Annotated in this window: 15 protein-coding genes; 5 read left to right on the top strand and 10 right to left on the bottom strand. The window is 62.5% G+C overall.

The window, feature by feature from the left end; genetic code table 11:
* Positions 1-5 precede the first annotated feature (5 nt).
* Together AC0J5Z_RS11565 and AC0J5Z_RS11560 are read left to right on the top strand one after the other, a co-directional pair.
* On the top strand, positions 6-1274 hold the full coding sequence (locus AC0J5Z_RS11565; RefSeq protein ID WP_475032175.1) for an aminotransferase class I/II-fold pyridoxal phosphate-dependent enzyme: 1269 nt from the start codon (positions 6-8) through the stop codon (positions 1272-1274).
* Positions 1271-2065, top strand: a complete 795-nt coding sequence (locus tag AC0J5Z_RS11560) for a spermidine synthase (RefSeq protein ID WP_475039671.1) — start codon at positions 1271-1273, stop codon at positions 2063-2065. Before AC0J5Z_RS11565 ends, AC0J5Z_RS11560 begins: the two co-directional genes overlap by 4 nt.
* 40 nt (positions 2066-2105) lie before the next feature.
* On the opposite strand, the gene rsmD is transcribed toward AC0J5Z_RS11560, so the two are convergent.
* The 4 genes from rsmD to AC0J5Z_RS11540 are packed head-to-tail and all read right to left on the bottom strand — an operon-like array spanning position 2106 to position 7078.
* On the bottom strand, positions 2106-2699 hold the full coding sequence (rsmD, locus tag AC0J5Z_RS11555; protein ID WP_475032170.1) for a 16S rRNA (guanine(966)-N(2))-methyltransferase RsmD: 594 nt from the start codon (positions 2697-2699) through the stop codon (positions 2106-2108).
* A 6-nt stretch (positions 2700-2705) separates the two neighbouring features.
* Positions 2706-4961, bottom strand: coding sequence for an ATP-dependent DNA helicase RecG (locus AC0J5Z_RS11550; RefSeq protein WP_475032168.1), 2256 nt, complete (start codon positions 4959-4961; stop codon positions 2706-2708).
* Positions 4951-6042 (bottom strand): DAK2 domain-containing protein, encoded by a 1092-nt coding sequence (locus AC0J5Z_RS11545; protein WP_475039669.1) that lies wholly within the window; start codon positions 6040-6042, stop codon positions 4951-4953. Before AC0J5Z_RS11545 ends, AC0J5Z_RS11550 begins: the two co-directional genes overlap by 11 nt.
* A 22-nt stretch (positions 6043-6064) precedes the next feature.
* Entirely contained in the window at positions 6065-7078 is a 1014-nt protein-coding gene (locus tag AC0J5Z_RS11540; protein ID WP_475039667.1) for a thiamine-phosphate kinase, read from the bottom strand.
* 170 nt (positions 7079-7248) lie between these two features.
* On the opposite strand from AC0J5Z_RS11540, the gene AC0J5Z_RS11535 reads away from it, so the two are divergent.
* Complete coding sequence (locus AC0J5Z_RS11535; protein WP_475032163.1) at positions 7249-7758, top strand: DUF3515 family protein; 510 nt, start codon at positions 7249-7251, stop codon at positions 7756-7758.
* A gap of 4 nt (positions 7759-7762) precedes the next feature.
* On the opposite strand, the gene AC0J5Z_RS11530 is transcribed toward AC0J5Z_RS11535, so the two are convergent.
* From AC0J5Z_RS11530 to leuC, 6 genes are all read right to left on the bottom strand, one after another.
* Positions 7763-8899 (bottom strand): D-alanine--D-alanine ligase family protein, encoded by a 1137-nt coding sequence (locus AC0J5Z_RS11530; RefSeq protein ID WP_475032159.1) that lies wholly within the window; start codon positions 8897-8899, stop codon positions 7763-7765.
* Complete coding sequence (locus AC0J5Z_RS11525) at positions 8899-9951, bottom strand: NAD(P)H-dependent glycerol-3-phosphate dehydrogenase (protein WP_475032155.1); 1053 nt, start codon at positions 9949-9951, stop codon at positions 8899-8901. Before AC0J5Z_RS11525 ends, AC0J5Z_RS11530 begins: the two co-directional genes overlap by 1 nt.
* Positions 9948-10721 (bottom strand): lysophospholipid acyltransferase family protein, encoded by a 774-nt coding sequence (locus AC0J5Z_RS11520; RefSeq protein WP_475032153.1) that lies wholly within the window; start codon positions 10719-10721, stop codon positions 9948-9950. Before AC0J5Z_RS11520 ends, AC0J5Z_RS11525 begins: the two co-directional genes overlap by 4 nt.
* A gap of 11 nt (positions 10722-10732) precedes the next feature.
* Positions 10733-12058, bottom strand: coding sequence for a UDP-N-acetylglucosamine 1-carboxyvinyltransferase (gene murA / locus AC0J5Z_RS11515; RefSeq protein WP_475032149.1), 1326 nt, complete (start codon positions 12056-12058; stop codon positions 10733-10735).
* A 208-nt stretch (positions 12059-12266) separates the two neighbouring features.
* The gene (leuD, locus tag AC0J5Z_RS11510) at positions 12267-12875 is read right to left on the bottom strand and encodes a 3-isopropylmalate dehydratase small subunit (protein WP_475032147.1); all 609 of its coding nucleotides are present in this window, start codon (positions 12873-12875) and stop codon (positions 12267-12269) included.
* 9 nt (positions 12876-12884) lie between these two features.
* Positions 12885-14336, bottom strand: coding sequence for a 3-isopropylmalate dehydratase large subunit (gene leuC, locus AC0J5Z_RS11505; protein WP_475032144.1), 1452 nt, complete (start codon positions 14334-14336; stop codon positions 12885-12887).
* A 148-nt stretch (positions 14337-14484) separates the two neighbouring features.
* On the opposite strand from leuC, the gene AC0J5Z_RS11500 reads away from it, so the two are divergent.
* Complete coding sequence (locus tag AC0J5Z_RS11500; protein ID WP_258437664.1) at positions 14485-15204, top strand: IclR family transcriptional regulator; 720 nt, start codon at positions 14485-14487, stop codon at positions 15202-15204.
* A gap of 1 nt (position 15205) precedes the next feature.
* On the top strand, positions 15206-15742 hold the full coding sequence (locus AC0J5Z_RS11495) for a DUF1697 domain-containing protein (RefSeq protein ID WP_475032142.1): 537 nt from the start codon (positions 15206-15208) through the stop codon (positions 15740-15742).
* Positions 15743-15753: the final 11 nt, after the last annotated feature.

The raw sequence follows: 15753 nt of genomic DNA, 5'->3' as shown, positions 1-15753 counted from the left end.
ATACCATGACTCCCATGGCATCCGCAGGCAGCAGCACCCCAACCACCGAGACCCAGGCCGGCACCACCGCAGGTACCAACGCGACGCCTTGGCAGCGAGCCGCCCTTGGAGCCAACCTTCTATCGCCTGCCGGAGAACTGGGAGTGACCATCTTCGAGGAGATGACCGCCCTGGCGATCTCCACGGGCGCCATCAACCTCGGCCAAGGGTTTCCGGATGAAGACGGTCCCGCTGAGATCAAGGCCGCAGCCCAGGCCGCCATTGCCTCGGGAGCCAACCAATACGCACCCGGCAAGGGCGTTCCCGCGCTGAGGGAAGCCATCGCCGGGCACCAGCAGCGCTTCTACGGACTGAATCTGGACCCCGACAATGAAGTACTTGTCACAACAGGCGCAACAGAAGCGATCGCAGCCACGTTGCTCGCCTTCATCCAGCCCGGCGATGAAGTCCTGACCTTCGAACCCTTTTACGACTCCTACGGGGCCATCATCGGTATGGCCGGAGCCAAGCATGTTACAGCTCCCCTGCTGGCCCCGGATTTCCTGCCCGACCTCGCGGATCTGGAAAACTCTTTCAGCAGCCGCACCAGAATTGTCCTCCTGAACAATCCGCATAACCCCACGGGTGCCGTCTTTCCGGAACACGTCCTGGCCAGGATTGTGGAACTGGCTGCAAAGTACGGCGCCATCATCGTCAGCGACGAAGTCTACGAGCACCTCACATTCGGCGTACCTCACATCCCGATTACGTCGCTGACTGGCGCCGCTGAACGCACCATCACCATCTCCTCCGCCGGTAAGACGTTCTCATTCACCGGGTGGAAAATCGGCTGGCTCAGCGGACCAGCACACTTGGTGGCGGCAGTGCGCACAGTGAAGCAATTCTTGACCTACAGCTCGGGGACCCCCTTCCAGAGCGCCATCGCCGTGGGTCTTGCTCTTCCCGATGAGTTCTATAAAGGCATCGCCGATACCCTCCGCCACAAACGCGACATCCTCGCCGAAGGCCTCCGCGCCGCCGGCTTCGGCGTCTTCAACCCGAGCGGCACGTACTTCATCAACGTCGACACAGCACCCCTGGGCATCCGCGATTCGGTTGACCTTGCCAGGCGACTGCCCGGGCTCGTTGGAGTGGCAGCCATACCTGTCCCGGTGTTTTGCCACCCGGAAGGAGCCGAGCGCACCCGCAGCCTGCTGCGTTTCGCCTTCTGCAAGAAGACGGACGTCCTGGAAGAAGCCGCCGAACGCCTTGCGACGCTGAAGGACCGGCTCTGAACCCCACAGGCTCCGGCCAGCATCAGGCCACACGCTTCCTCCGAGCCACAGGACAGCACGCCACCATCGAGACGGACACCCTCATTGAGGGCGGCTTCATCCTCAGCATCGGCGGCGCCGAACAATCGCACGTGAACCTGGCCGATCCCTCGGAGATCTTCTACGAGTACCTCCGCAGGATCGGGCACGTGGTGGACTTGGCTGCCGAACCCGGAATACCCATCAGCGCCCTGCATCTGGGCGCCGGCGCCCTCACCTTGGCGCGCTATATCCAAGCCACGCGTCCGGGCTCGGAACAATACGCGGTTGAGCTTGAGCGAGAACTTCTGGACTTCGTACTTCAGAAGCTGCCCATGCCGGATGGCACCACGTTGACCACCCACATCGGCGACGCCCGCGACGCGTTGGGAGAGCTTCCCGTCCAAGTGATGTTCGACGTCGTGATTCTCGATATCTTCTCCGGCCCGGAGGCCCCTGCCCACATCGCCTGCCGGGCGTTCTACGAAGAAGCAGCAGCGCGGCTGCGGCCCGACGGGGTGCTGATCGTCAACGTGGGCGACGAACCTGCGCTAACGCTCGTGCGCAGCCAAGTGGCCGCCCTGCGCCAGGCCATGCCGGACGTCGCCGCGTTCGGTGAAACGGGGATGTTCTCCGGCCGCTACCCGGGCAATATCGTGCTGGTAGGCACCCGCAAGCCATGGTCCCCGGAATGGACAGCGCAGCTGCTGGCCCGCGGACCCCACCCTGCCACCGTCCTCACGGGCGTGGAGCTGGACCGGATTACAGGCTAACGACTCGGCAATCGTGATGCCCTGTTGGGTCGGATCAGCGTTAGGCCGGCTCAGCGAACCACAGCTTGGTCTCGCCGTACTTCTTGTCGGCGAAACATTCCAAGGCCTCGGGCCACACAGGTTCAGGGCTCCGCGAACTCCGCTCCACGATCACCACGGCTGCGTCGTCCAAATGCGGCGCCAACTTTGCAAGCACGGCACTGAGGGCAGGCTCATCCAAGGGATATGGCGGATCAAGGAAGACCAAATCCCACATGTCTGCTTCACCCGCACGCTCCAGGAATGACTCCACCTTGGAACGATGGACCGAGACCCTTTTGCCGCCCAGGAGTTGGTTCACCAGATCCGCATTTCGCTGGCAAACATCGCTTGCCTTGGCATCAAACTCCACCAGATCCACGGTCCGGGCCCCTCGGCTGGCACTCTCAATGCCCAAAGACCCCGAGCCAGCATAGAGATCCAGGGCACGGGCATCGTCAATGACGGCCAACGATTCCAAGCGGGAAAACAACGCCTCCTTGACCCGGTCCGTGGTGGGACGAGTGGCCGTTCCGGGAACGCTGGCCAGCGGGTTCCCGCCACCAACTCCGGCGATGATCCGGCTCACAGGGATTGTCCCTGTTCGCGAATCCATGGATCTCTAACCGCGTTCAAGGAACGCCTCCTTCTCCGGGTTCAAATATTCATCGATCGCGGCGGCAAGAGCCGGCTGGTGGTGCAGCGCCGGGTCTTCCGACACCAGACTTTGGGCGTCCGCACGTGCACGGGCAATGATGTCTTCGTGCTCAAGTACACGGAGCAGCTTCAGTGTGGAGCGTCCGCCGGACTGCGAGGCACCCAAAATGTCGCCCTCACGGCGGAGTTTCAAGTCTTCCTGGGACAGCTCAAACCCGTCCGTGGTTGAAGCAACGGCATCAAGCCGCCGACGACTCGGGTGCCCAGGTTCCAACGTAGTCACCAGCAGGCAAGTGCCCGGCAATCCTCCACGGCCCACCCGGCCGCGCAACTGGTGGAGCTGTGAGATCCCAAAGCGGTCCGCGTCGAGGATCACCATGAGGGTGGCGTTGTGGACGTCCACGCCCACCTCAATGACGGTGGTCGACACCAACACTTTGGTGTTGTTGGCTGCGAACGACGCCATAGTCTCGGACTTGACCTGCGGATCCTGCCGCCCATGAAGCGGCGCCACCGGAACACCGGCCAGTGCCGGCTCCTGCAGGAGGCTTTCGACGACGGCGGTCACCGACGCGAGCTCCCGCGCCGGGCCTTCGTCCGCGAGGTCGGCCTCGCTGGGTTCCGCTTCGCCCGGACTGAAGTCGCCGTCGTCGTCCGAGCCGATCTTGGGGCACACCACGTACACCTGATGACCCGAGTCGACTTCTTCGCGCGAACGCTTCCAAATGCGCTCCACCCAGCCCGGATTTTCCGCGAGCCCCACCACGTGCGTCGAAATCGGTGCACGCCCGGCTGGAAGCTCATCAAGGATGGAGGTCTCAAGATCACCGAACACCGTCATGGCCACCGTGCGAGGAATCGGTGTGGCTGTCATGACCAGCAAATGTGGAGGCCGCTGCGCCTTGGCCCGGAGGGCATCGCGCTGCTCCACGCCAAAGCGGTGCTGCTCATCTACCACAATCAACCCGAGGTCCTGGAAACTGGTTTTGTCACTTAGCAAAGCATGCGTGCCAATGACGATTCCAGCGTTTCCAGAGGCCGCATCCAGCATTGCCTGTTTGCGCGCCGCGGTGGGCATGGAACCTGTCAGGAGGGTCACTTGCACGGCTTCCTGGGTGGAGTCACCGCCAAGCATGCCCATGCCGCCAAAGATGTGGTCACGGGCCAGCGCGCCCAGAGTCTTGCGTATGGAATGGAAATGCTGGGCCGCCAAGACCTCCGTAGGTGCCAGGAGCGCAGCCTGGCCGCCGGCGTCCACTACCTGCAACATGGCCCGCAGGGCGACGATCGTCTTGCCCGAGCCCACTTCACCCTGCAGCAGCCGATTCATGGGAGTGTCGCGCCCAAGCTCTTCAGCCAGCGTCTTCCCGACGGCGGACTGGCCGGCAGTCAGCGTAAAGGGCAGGTTGTGATCAAACGTCGTGAGCAAACCGCCCGCGCGCGGACGGCGCGCAGTGGCTTCCTCCGCAGCCAGCTGGGCGCGCCTGCGTGCCAGAGCCGTTTGCAGCACAAGGGCTTCCTGATATCGGAAGCGTTCCTGGGCGCGTTGCCAATCCTTGGCAACCTCCGGTGAATGGATCAAGCGGTATGCCTCAGCCACACTGAGCAGCCCGTCCCTTCGGACGATGCTTGCCGGAAGCGGATCTTCCAAAGAATCAAGGTCCATGGTTTGGATCAAGGCGGTGATCACTTTGTGGATGGACCAACTGGTCAGCTTGGCCGTTGCAGGGTAGACGGGGATGGGCATGGCAGCGAGCTTTTCGGGATCCACGGCACCCTCGGCCTCCGGGTCCTCATCCAGCAGGAGGAAGTCCGGGTTGGTCAAGCCGAGGGCTCCGCCGTAGCGGGTCACCTTGCCCGAGAACATGGCCCGTCGACCGGCCAGGAGTTCTGCCTTCGCCCGGAACCCGTTGAAGAAACTGACCTTCAACGTTCCGGGAACGCCGCTACCACCAGCCTCGTCCGTCACTACGACATCCGTGATGGAACCTCGCCGGGCCCTCATTTGGCGCGTGCTGTTGGACAGCACGCGGGCAATAAGCGTCACCTCTTCATCCAGCGGAAGGTTGCTGATGGGGGTCAACTCTCCGCGGCTCAAATATCTGCGGGGAAAGTAGTTCAGCAACGCCCCGGCCGTTTTGAGGCCCAAGTGCTTATCGATGACAGCTGCAGACCGTTTGCCGATCCTGCGTTCAAGGGGCAGTTCCAGCTCAGTATTCATGCCGTGACTGGCCCGAGACATTGGAGGCTTCGTTGATACTGGTGGTTTCGCTGGCCGCCGGTGCTTCGCTGGCCGGTTCTTGTGTGGTCGGTTCCTGCTCGTTGTCACGGGGTATCGCCAGCTGGCTTACGGCGATATCAGTCGGTTCCCCCAGCGACCGAATCAGTGCGACGGCCGGCTCCGGATCCGGGACATGCACATGAACGCGCCAACGGTAGCTGACTTCCACGCCGGGTTCGTCGTCGTCATCATCATTGCCTTGGGCACCGCCTACCTGGCTCATGATGACGGAATCGCCCATCTCGTCCAGGCGTTGCCGGAGGATGGCCGCGTTCAAGGGTGAGAGGTGGATGGTACACATGACTTCCACGCCGTCGTCGGCCGGCATGTGCTCATGGATGTGGGGATCCTGCAGTTTGTAGCCGTGGAGGCCATCAAGCAGTTCGTCTTGGAGTTCCTCACCGAGGACTGCAGCACGGAGGCAATCGAGCACCAGCAGCATGCCCACGCCCCCTGCATCCACAACATGTGCTTCATGGAGCTGTGCGAGCTCATCCTCCGTCCGGACAACGGCTTGGTAGGCGGCCTCCACCATGGCGTCGAGCGAGAGCCCCAATGCATGGTTGCTGTCGTCGCCACTTTGGGATGCATCCACCGCTTGTGCAGCATGAGCGGCTGCTTCCAGGACCGAGAGCATGGTGCCTGCCACAGGCTCACTCAAGGCAGACCAGGCCCGAATCTGCGCCCTGTTCAGCGCAGTGGCAAGCAAGGGCGCGCTGAGGCGGGACTTTCCGGCCAAGGGCTCAGCCGCTGCGCACAGGAACACCGCAAAAAGTGTGCCCGAGTTGCCCCGCGCTTGCTCCATGGCTGCCTGCCCGGCGCGGGACAGCACCGCACCGACGTCGTTGCCGGTTTCGGTGGTGTCCGGCGCAGCTCCGCCCAGGGCAGCGACTGCTGCCCGAACAGTGAGATAAAGGTTGGTTCCGGTATCGCCGTCAGCGACAGGGAAGATGTTGATCGCGTTGAGACGGTCGCTGTGGTTGCCGAGAACCACCTCCGCCTTGCCGAGCCAACGCTTCATGGCGTGCGCATTCGCGGCGATCTTAGTCTGCAAAGTGATCCCATCCAACGGTGTCAGCAGTTTGCCCGGCAATCCGGACGCCACTGCCTGGCGGCTCGACAACGGCTTGCACCGAGCCTATCGCAGTGAAGCCCTGCGGCAGCTGAATTCCTGCTGGGAACGTAGCAAGCAGTCCGTGGTCCTCTCCCCCGCCAAGCACCCACCGCATGGCTTCCCCGCCCAAAAGCGCAGCTGCTGGTTCCAAAGGGACCGCGTGAATCTTCAAAGCCACTGGATCGAAATCAAGTACCACGCTGCTGGCTCCGGCCAAGCGGCTGCCATCGCGCAGCAGGCCATCGGAAATATCCAACATGGCCGTGGCACCCGCACGCGCAGCCAGAGGCCCCGCGGCCAGTGGAGGCAGTGGCCGGCATTGGTTGTCCACCAAACTCCGCAACTCAGTTGACAGGCTGTCCAAGGGAAAGTCGCTTTCCAGCAACGCCCAGCCGGCAGCTGCCCTTCCCAGCGTCCCTGAAACGGCCACGATGTCCCCCGGGTTGGCCCCGGACCTCAGCACCGGCGCAACACCGGCAAGCGTTCCGACGACGGCGACCGTCACGGCCAGCTCGCGGCCCCTACCGAGGTCTCCGCCGGCAACGGAGCAGTCCGGGGCGCCCAGTCCAGCAATCGCCGCCGTGAGGCCATCGGCAAACGCTTCAACCCATTCGACAGGCGTTTCCGGTGGCATGGTGAGGCTTACCACCAGACTCGTGGCGCTGCCGCCCATGGCGTTGATGTCGCTCAGGTTCTGTGCGGCAGCCTTCCAGCCGACGTCGTAACCCGTGGTGCGGTAGCCGTTGGGCCACTCAAGCCTGAAGTCCTGGTCCTGCGTCTGGGTGTCGATGGAAATGAGCATCCTGCCATCAGGCGCAGCTATCAGGGCGGCATCGTCACCAGGACCCAGAAGAATGCCGGGGCTCTGGTGAAGGCGCGGAAAGATCCGGGCGAGGAGTTCGGACTCCGAAAGGTCTTGGACGGTCAACTGCTCTGCTGGCACTGCTCTCAACTCTTCTCCTGGCACTGCGCCCGACTCTTCTTATGGCACCGCTCCACGCTATCGCGATCCACCGACAGAATAATGCGGCACTCCGCACGGCAGTTCCGCCCGGGTATGTGACCAGGGCAACGCGAATCTGCCTGCCGGCGCTTGCGGGATAGGCTGGATGAATGCACCGAAAGACCCTCCGCCGGACCGCTCTGGCCATCGCCTTGGCCTCCGCATCCGTCACAGTTTTGTCGGCCTGCGCGCCTGCCGTGGACGTCACGGCGGCTGCCGACGCCGCCAATCCCGCCTGCGCACCAATGATGGTAGCCCTGCCGGACCAGATTGGTGATGCTGCCCTCCGCAAAACCAACAGCCAGGCGACAGCTGCCTGGGGAGACCCCTCGCAAGTCATTCTCCGATGCGGCGTTAACGTTCCCGGCCCCACCACGGACCGTTGCGTCAGCGTCAATGACATCGACTGGGTCATTAAGGAAGGCGACCCCGTCTACACCCTGACCACGTTTGGCCGTGAACCAGCCACGGAGATCTTGATTGATCCGGTCAAACTGGAGGCTGCGAACATCAGTTCAGCAACGGTCCTGACCGAGCTGGCAGCCGCGGTTGGCAAGATCAAGGCAACCGGTAAGTGCGTGGGCCAGGAAGATCTGCAGAACCTGCCTTCCGCGCAGTAGTGCTTTAGCGCAGCCCCGTCTTGCGGGTCAGGGCAAGATGGATCAGTTCGTCGATCAAGTCGCCGTAAGCCAAACCGGATGCCGCCCACATTTGCGGGTACATGCTCTTCGGCGTGAAGCCCGGCATGGTGTTGATCTCGTTGATGATCAGCTCGCCGCCCGGGGTGTAGAAGAAGTCCACACGGCTGAGGCCTTCTGCGCCCACGGCGTCGAAAGCTACGGCGGCGAGTTCACGCACGCGCGCAATTGCCTCATCCGGCATGTCAGCCGGGCAGCTCAGGGCAGCAGCCCCGTCCTCGACATACTTTGCAGCAAAATCGTAGAACTGGTGCTCACCGGCGGCCACCGCAATTTCACCCGGCATTGAAGTGCGGGGCGCATCCGTGCCGCGCCCCTGAAGGACAGCGCACTCGATTTCGCGGCCCACGATGCCTGCTTCAATGACCAGCTTCAGGTCGTGGCGGCGGGCTTCATCGATGGCGGCGTCCAATTCCTCCATCGAATCAACCTTGGAGATTCCCATGGAAGAGCCCGCACGGGCAGGCTTGACGAACACGGGGAAGCCAAGCTTGTCCACGCGCTTACGAACAGCCTCGGCGTCGGTACTCCATTCGCGATCCGTGACGGCCACGTACGGGCCCACGCTCAGTCCGGCGGATTCAAACACCACCTTCATGAAGTGCTTGTCCATCCCGACGGCCGAGGCAAGCACACCGGCGCCGACATAGCGCGTATCTGAAAGCTCCAGGAGACCCTGGATGGTCCCGTCTTCGCCCCATGGCCCATGAAGCAGTGGGAAGACGACGTCCACTGAACCCAGCTCCTGGGGAACGGCATTAGGCTCGGTCACGATGAGCTGATGCTCACCGCCCACTTCTGCCAAGGTCACGGTCCTGCCCGACGGTGCCACCTCGGGAAGCGCAGCCGAGCTCAAGGACCATTCGCTGGTGTCCCCCGAGGCGAGTACCCACTGCCCCGACTTGGCGATGCCAATCGGTATGACCTCGTATTTGTTCTTGTCGATCGCTCCCATGACACCAGCCGCGGTGACGCAGCTGACCGCATGTTCGCTGGAGCGCCCCCCAAAGAGAATCGCTACACGGGGGCGGCCCGTCACGGGGGTGGATTGGTCAGTCACCATCAGTAGTCGCCTTCGGACTTCAGTGCCCGGGCCAACAGTCGCGGCCCCAGGTCATCAACGGACATTCTGCCTTCAAGCACCGCCACAACGGCAGCCGTAATGGGCATTTCAACATTCAGCTTGCCAGCGAGCTCGTGTACAGCGGGGCCCGATTTGATGCCCTCTGCCGTTTGTGTCATCTCTTCGGCAACTTGTTCCAGGCTGAGACCTTCGCCGAGCAACCTGCCAGCGGTGTGGTTGCGTGAGAGGGCTGAAGAGCAAGTAGCAACAAGATCGCCGAGTCCGGCAAGGCCGGCCATGGTATGGGCTTCTCCGCCAAGGGCCAGCGCAAGCCGGGACGTCTCCGCGAGTCCGCGCGTGATCACGGAAGCCTTGGTGTTGTCGCCCATCTGCCGGCCTTCACAAATGCCCACAGCAAGAGCAATCACATTCTTCACGATCCCGCCGATTTCCACCCCTACAACATCAGTGCTGGTGTAGGGCCGGAAGTACGGTGCCGTGCAGCACAGCGCTATGGCAGCAGCAGTGTCGGCGTCACTGCAAGCAACAACCGACGCTGTTGGTTGCTCCCTGGCAATCTCCATCGCCAGGTTAGGGCCCGAGACCACTGCTACGCGCGAAGCGGGAAGACCCAACTCCTGGGCAATGACTTCGCTCATCCGCGCGTCCGTGCCCAATTCCAGTCCCTTCATCAAGGAGACCACCACGGCGTCCGGGGCAAGCAACGGCTTCCACTCACCGAGCTGCGGCCGCAGGGATTGGGCTGGCACGGCGAGGACCACCAGCGTGGCATCTTTAAGCACCTCTGCAACATCCGTGGACGCTGTGACGGATGGTGGAAGCTCAATGTCTTTGAGGTACTGCTCGTTGCGGTGCGAAGAGTTGATCTGCTCCACGACTTCACCGCGACGTCCCCAGATCCGGATGCTGCGCTCGGATCCGGTAGCCGCAGCAGCGTCGGCCAGGACCTTGGCAAACGTGGTTCCCCACGACCCGGCCCCCAAAACAGCAACGATATCCGGGGTGGTGACAGTGCTTTCCACCGCCGTCATTTGCTGTCCTCCCCTTCGTGAGCATCAGGAGAGCCACCTTGAATGAAGCGGCCGTGTTTGGACTGTTTGTGGACAGCCGGATCCCAGCGTTCAGCCGGAGCATCTTCGTCTCGAAGAGTCTCAAGGAGTTCCGTGATGGCGTCCATGATGACTCCCGTAGCCGCGTTCAGCGTTGCGCGATCCAACGGCCGGTCACGGAACGCACTGAGATCCACGGGCTTCCCAACAAGCACACGGACCGTTTTTCGCGGGAATACATGGAAGCGCTTGGCATACCGCGGGAACACCTCGTGTGCACCCCAGTGCGCCATGGGCACCACCGGGGCTCCGGTCAGCAGGGCAAGCCTGGCGGCCCCGGTGTGGCCCTTCATCGGCCACAGATCTGGATCCCGGGTCAGGGTACCCTCGGGATAAATAATGATGGCACCGCCGGCATCCACCACCTCTTTGGCGACTTGAAGCGAGCGGTTCGCTCCCGCCGTCGAGCGTTCAACCGGAATCTGCCTTGTGGCGTGCAACAAGGCGCCCAGCACGGGGACTTTGAAGAGGCTGGTCTTCGCAAGGAAGTGCGGTGGCCGCTTCTGGTTGTACACCAAGTGTCCGATCACGATGGGGTCGATCTCGGTGCAGTGGTTTGGCACTGCGATGAAGCCGCCGGCCGGAAGGTTCTCAGTACCCTCCCACTTCTTGGACATCAGGATGTTCATCAACGGACGTGCGAGGCCCGCCAGCAGCATGAACGTTGCACGGCTCTTGGCCGATTCCTTCAAAGGATCCCCCGCTACTTGATGGTGGTGATGTCGAAATCGGCGCCCAGCCCGGCCAGCTTCTCGGTAAAGCGCTCGTAACCGCGGTTGATGATGTCGATGCCCGTGACCCGTGACGTTCCCGTAGCGGCCAGGGCTGCGATGAGGTGGCTGAAACCGCCGCGAAGGTCGGGAATGTCAATGTCGGTACCCCGGAGCGGAGTCGAGCCTGAAATTACGGCGGAGTGCAGGAAGTTCCGTTGTCCGAACCGGCAGGGAACACTCCCGAGGCATTCGCGGTGCACCTGAATGTTCGCACCCATTCGCGCAAGGGCCTCAGTGAATCCGAAGCGGTTTTCATAGACGGTCTCGTGGACGATGGAGACGCCCTCGGCCTGTGTCAGGGCAACCACCAGGGGCTGCTGCCAGTCGGTCATGAAGCCAGGGTGGACGTCCGTCTCCAGGACGAGCGGGGAGAGCTTGCCGCCCTGGTGGTAGAAGCGGATGCCGTCGTCGCCGATGTCCATGCCGCCGCCAACTTTGCGGTAGGTATTCAGGAACGTCATCATGTCGCGCTGCGAAGCGCCCTCAACGAAGATGTCGCCGCGGGTAACCAATGCAGCAGAGGCCCAGGACGCGGATTCGTTGCGGTCCGGGAGTGCTCGGTGGTTGTAGCCACGAAGGTCCTTGACGCCCTCAATCCGGATGGTCCTGTCAGTCTGGACGCTGATAATGGCGCCCATTTTCTGCAGGACCGCAATGAGGTCGATGATCTCGGGTTCCGTGGCCGCGCCAATGAGTTCGGTGATGCCCTCGGCGCGCGTGGCACTCAGCAGCACTTGCTCGGTGGCTCCAACCGACGGATACGGGAGCGAAATTTTGGCTCCATGCAGACCGTTCGGGGCTGAGATATGAATGCCGCCCGGGCGCTTTTCCACGACGGCACCAAATTGGCGAAGTACGTTCAGGTGGTAGTCAATGGGCCTGTCGCCGATCTTGCAGCCACCCAGGTCAGGGATGAAGGCCTCGCCGATCGCATGGATCAGCGGTCCGCACAGCAGGATTGGAATCCGCGAATCGCCCGCGTGCGCATCAATTGCCGTGCTGGAGGCCGTCTTTGCATCTTTGGGATCCAAGGTGAGGTCGCCCGTTACCGGATCCTTCACGACGGTCACGCCATGCAGCTGCAGCAGGCTGGTGACAACCTCGACGTCCTTGATTTCCGGCACGTTCCTCAGCACCGATGGTTCGCTGCCCAGCAACGCCGCCACCATGGCCTTGGGCACCAGGTTCTTGGCACCGCGAACGGTCACTCGTCCTGTTAACGGGACGCCACCGCGGATTGTCAGAACACTACTCATCTATACCGGTTTCCTCACGACTACTCGCCCCCCAAACTTACAAAGGCTCCAGCTAAGCATAGAAGCTCGCTTTACCGATCCGAAATGGAACCGCCCGACGCCCCGCGTATCGGGCTTCAGCCGGACGCCGACAAAAAAGGACCGGCAGGGCCCCTCGAAGGGGCCCTGCCGGTCCGATATCCGCAGAGATGCGACCTCGCGTCAGGGGCTACTGGGCTTGAACTTGCGCGGGAAGCGTCTTCGGCTTGAAGGAGGGGCGCGTGGCCTCGTAGGCCGTGATGTCTGCCTCATGCTGAAGGGTCAGGCCGATGTCATCGAGGCCTTCCAGGAGGCGCCAACGGGTGTAATCGTCAATCTCGAAGGGCGCCACCACATTGCCGCACTCAACAGTCTTGGAGACGAGGTCAACTTTGACTTCAGTTCCGGGGTGGTTCTCCAGGACCTTCCAGATGAGTTCGATGTCGTCCTGCGCCAATTGGGCCGCCAACAGCCCCTGCTTACCGGAGTTGCCCCGGAAAATGTCGGCGAATCGGGAGGACAGTACGGCTTTGAAACCATAGTCCTTCAACGCCCAGACAGCGTGCTCACGGGATGAACCCGTACCGAAATCCGGACCGGCAACCAGTACGGAGCCGGCATTGAACGGTGCTTGGTTGAGGATGAAAGACTCGTCCTTCCGCCAAGCGGCGAACAAGGCGTCCTCGAAGCCAGTGCGCGTGATGCGCTTGAGGTACACAGCGGGGATGATCTGGTCGGTGTCCACGTTGCTCTGGCGAAGGGGAACGCCGATGCCGGTGTGGGTAGTGAATGCTTCCATGGGATCCTCCTAGACTGCGGTTCCGGTGAGTGTGCCTGTGGCAGCGGACGCGAGGTCCGACGGTGAGCTCAGCGTGCCTCGGACAGCTGTAGCTGCAGCTACGACGGGTGAGACCAGGTGCGTGCGGCCGCCCTTGCCTTGGCGCCCCTCAAAGTTGCGGTTGGATGTTGAGGCGCAGCGTTCCCCCGGCTCCAACTGATCCGGGTTCATGCCCAAGCACATGGAACATCCGGCGAAACGCCATTCCGCCCCAAACTCCTTGAAGACCTTGTCCAGGCCTTCTGCCTCTGCCTCAAGGCGGACACGGGCTGAGCCCGGAACCACCAGCATGCGGACGTTGGGATCCTTGGCACGGCCACGGATGATGTCGGCTGCAGCACGCAGGTCCTCAATGCGGGAATTAGTGCAGGATCCCAGGAAGACGGTGTCCACACGGATATCCTTCATGGGCGTGCCGGCTTCCAAACCCATGTACTGCAGGGCGCGCTCGGCAGCTGCCTTGGCATTCTCGTCGCCGAAGTCCTCGGGCGCCGGTACCTTGGCGGACAGGGAAACGCCCTGACCCGGGTTGGTACCCCAGGTCACGAACGGCTCCAGGGTGTTGGCATCGAGGTCAACCTCGACGTCGAAGGTAGCGTCGGCATCCGTGTTGAGCGTGTTCCAGTACTCGACGGCGGCATCCCAGTCGGCGCCTTCCGGCGCGTGGGGGCGGCCCTGCATGTAGTCGTACGTGGTCTGGTCCGGAGCCACCATGCCGGCGCGGGCACCGGCCTCGATCGACATGTTGCAGATGGTCATGCGGGCGTCCATGGACAGTGCCCGAATGGCGGAGCCACGGTATTCGAGGACATATCCCTGGCCGCCGCCGGTCCCGATCTTGGCGATGACAGCGAGAATGATGTCCTTGGCCGTAACGCCGGGACGCAGGGTGCCTTCCACATTGATGGCCATGGTCTTGAAGGGCTTCAAGGACAGCGTCTGGGTAGCCATGACATGCTCCACCTCGGACGTGCCGATACCCATGGCCAACGCACCGAAAGCGCCATGCGTGGACGTGTGGGAGTCGCCGCAGACCACCGTCATGCCCGGCTGGGTCAGGCCCAGCTGCGGCCCAACGACGTGCACGATCCCCTGTTCCTTGTCACCGAGGGAGTGCAGGCGGACGCCGAATTCCTTGCAGTTGGCGCGCAGGGTTTCAATCTGGGTCCGGCTGGTCAAGTCCGCAATTGGCTTGTCGATGTCCAGCGTGGGGGTGTTGTGGTCCTCCGTGGCAATGGTGAGGTCGACGCGGCGCAGGGGCCGGCCAGCCAGGCGCAGGCCCTCGAAAGCCTGCGGGGACGTCACTTCGTGGACGAGGTGCAGGTCGATGAAGAGAAGGTCTGGCTGGGCATTGGCTCCTTCGCCTTCCCCCTTGCGCACTACGTGCGCGTCCCAGACCTTCTCGGCCAGTGTCTTTCCCACGGCCTTGCTCCCTTCACTGCGGTTGGATGGTCACATCCACTGAATTGTTCGTGATCCACTGATCTCTTCATCTACTGAAGCAGCACGGCCGCAAAATAGGCCAGTGAAACAACTTGCATCTCAGATATTGAGACGGCAATATCATTACATGGACAATTCTAGTGGAGTCGGTGTCATTGATAAAGCGGCCCAGGTACTCGATGCCCTCGAGGCCGGGCCCACGACACTCGCGCAACTCGTAGCGGCCACGGGCCTTGCCCGGCCTACAGTTCACCGGCTCGCGCTGGCGCTGGTTCACCACCGGCTGGTGAGCCGCGACATCCAAGGACGCTTCGTCTTGGGTAGCCGCTTGGTGGAACTCGCATCCGCCGCCGGCGAAGACCGACTCATCGCTTCAGCAGGCCCTGTGCTTATTCAACTCCGCGACGCCACAGGAGAAAGTGCACAGATCTTCCGCCGCCAAGGCGACTGGCGTGTTTGCGTGGCCTCGGCGGAGCGCCCCATCGGGTTGCGCGACACCATTCCGGTGGGCACGCAGCTCTCGATGAAGGCCGGCTCTGCCGCCCAGGTACTGCTGGCGTGGGAGGACCACGACCGCCTCCTCGACGGGCTGCAAAACGCCCGCTTTACACCCACCGTCCTGGCAGGAGTACGACGCCGGGGCTGGGGTCAGAGCCTCGGCGAACGCGAGCCTGGGGTCGCCTCGGTTTCAGCCCCCGTTCGCGGACCGTCAGGCAGGGTCATCGCGGCAGTGTCGATTTCAGGTCCGATCGAACGCCTCACCCGCCAGCCGGGCCGCCTTCACGCCGAAGTGGTTTGCAACGCCGCCCGGGTTTTAACCGAAGCCCTGCGCAAGAACAACGACTAGCATGAACAGCTACGCCGTATTCCTCCGTGGCATTAACGTGGGTGGCATCAACATCAAGATGGCCGATCTCGCATCAGCCCTCAAGGACTACCCGTTTACCAAGGTCAAGACCCTCCTGGCCAGCGGAAATGTGGTGCTTCAAAGTGAACTCAGCGCCAACGACGTCAAGGCGCAGTTCGAGAAGTGCCTACGGGAAACCTTTGGTTACGATGCCTGGGTGGTTGTCCTCACCGCCACACGGGTAGCGGAATTGGTGGACGCGTGCCCGTACCCGGCGGACGACAAAACCACGCACAGCTACATCACCCTCACCTCCGATACAGCCATGCTCGATGAACTCTTTCAGGCAGGCGAAGCGCTGGACGGCGTGGAACAGGTACGGCTGGGTCCGGAGGCATCGGCTTGGCTGGCACCCGCCGGCGGCACCTTGGACAGCCCCTTCAGCAAGCTCTCCGCCAAGGCACGCTACAAAAACAGCACGACTACAAGGAACCTGCGCACGCTCATCAAAGTAAGGGACGCCGCTTCAGCCCTGTAAACTGCACGGCC

This window comes from Paenarthrobacter sp. TRD_SC_7 (assembly GCF_056156245.1).
The sequence above is the reverse complement of the archived record's forward strand: the minus strand, read 5'-3'. Positions and strand labels throughout refer to the sequence as shown.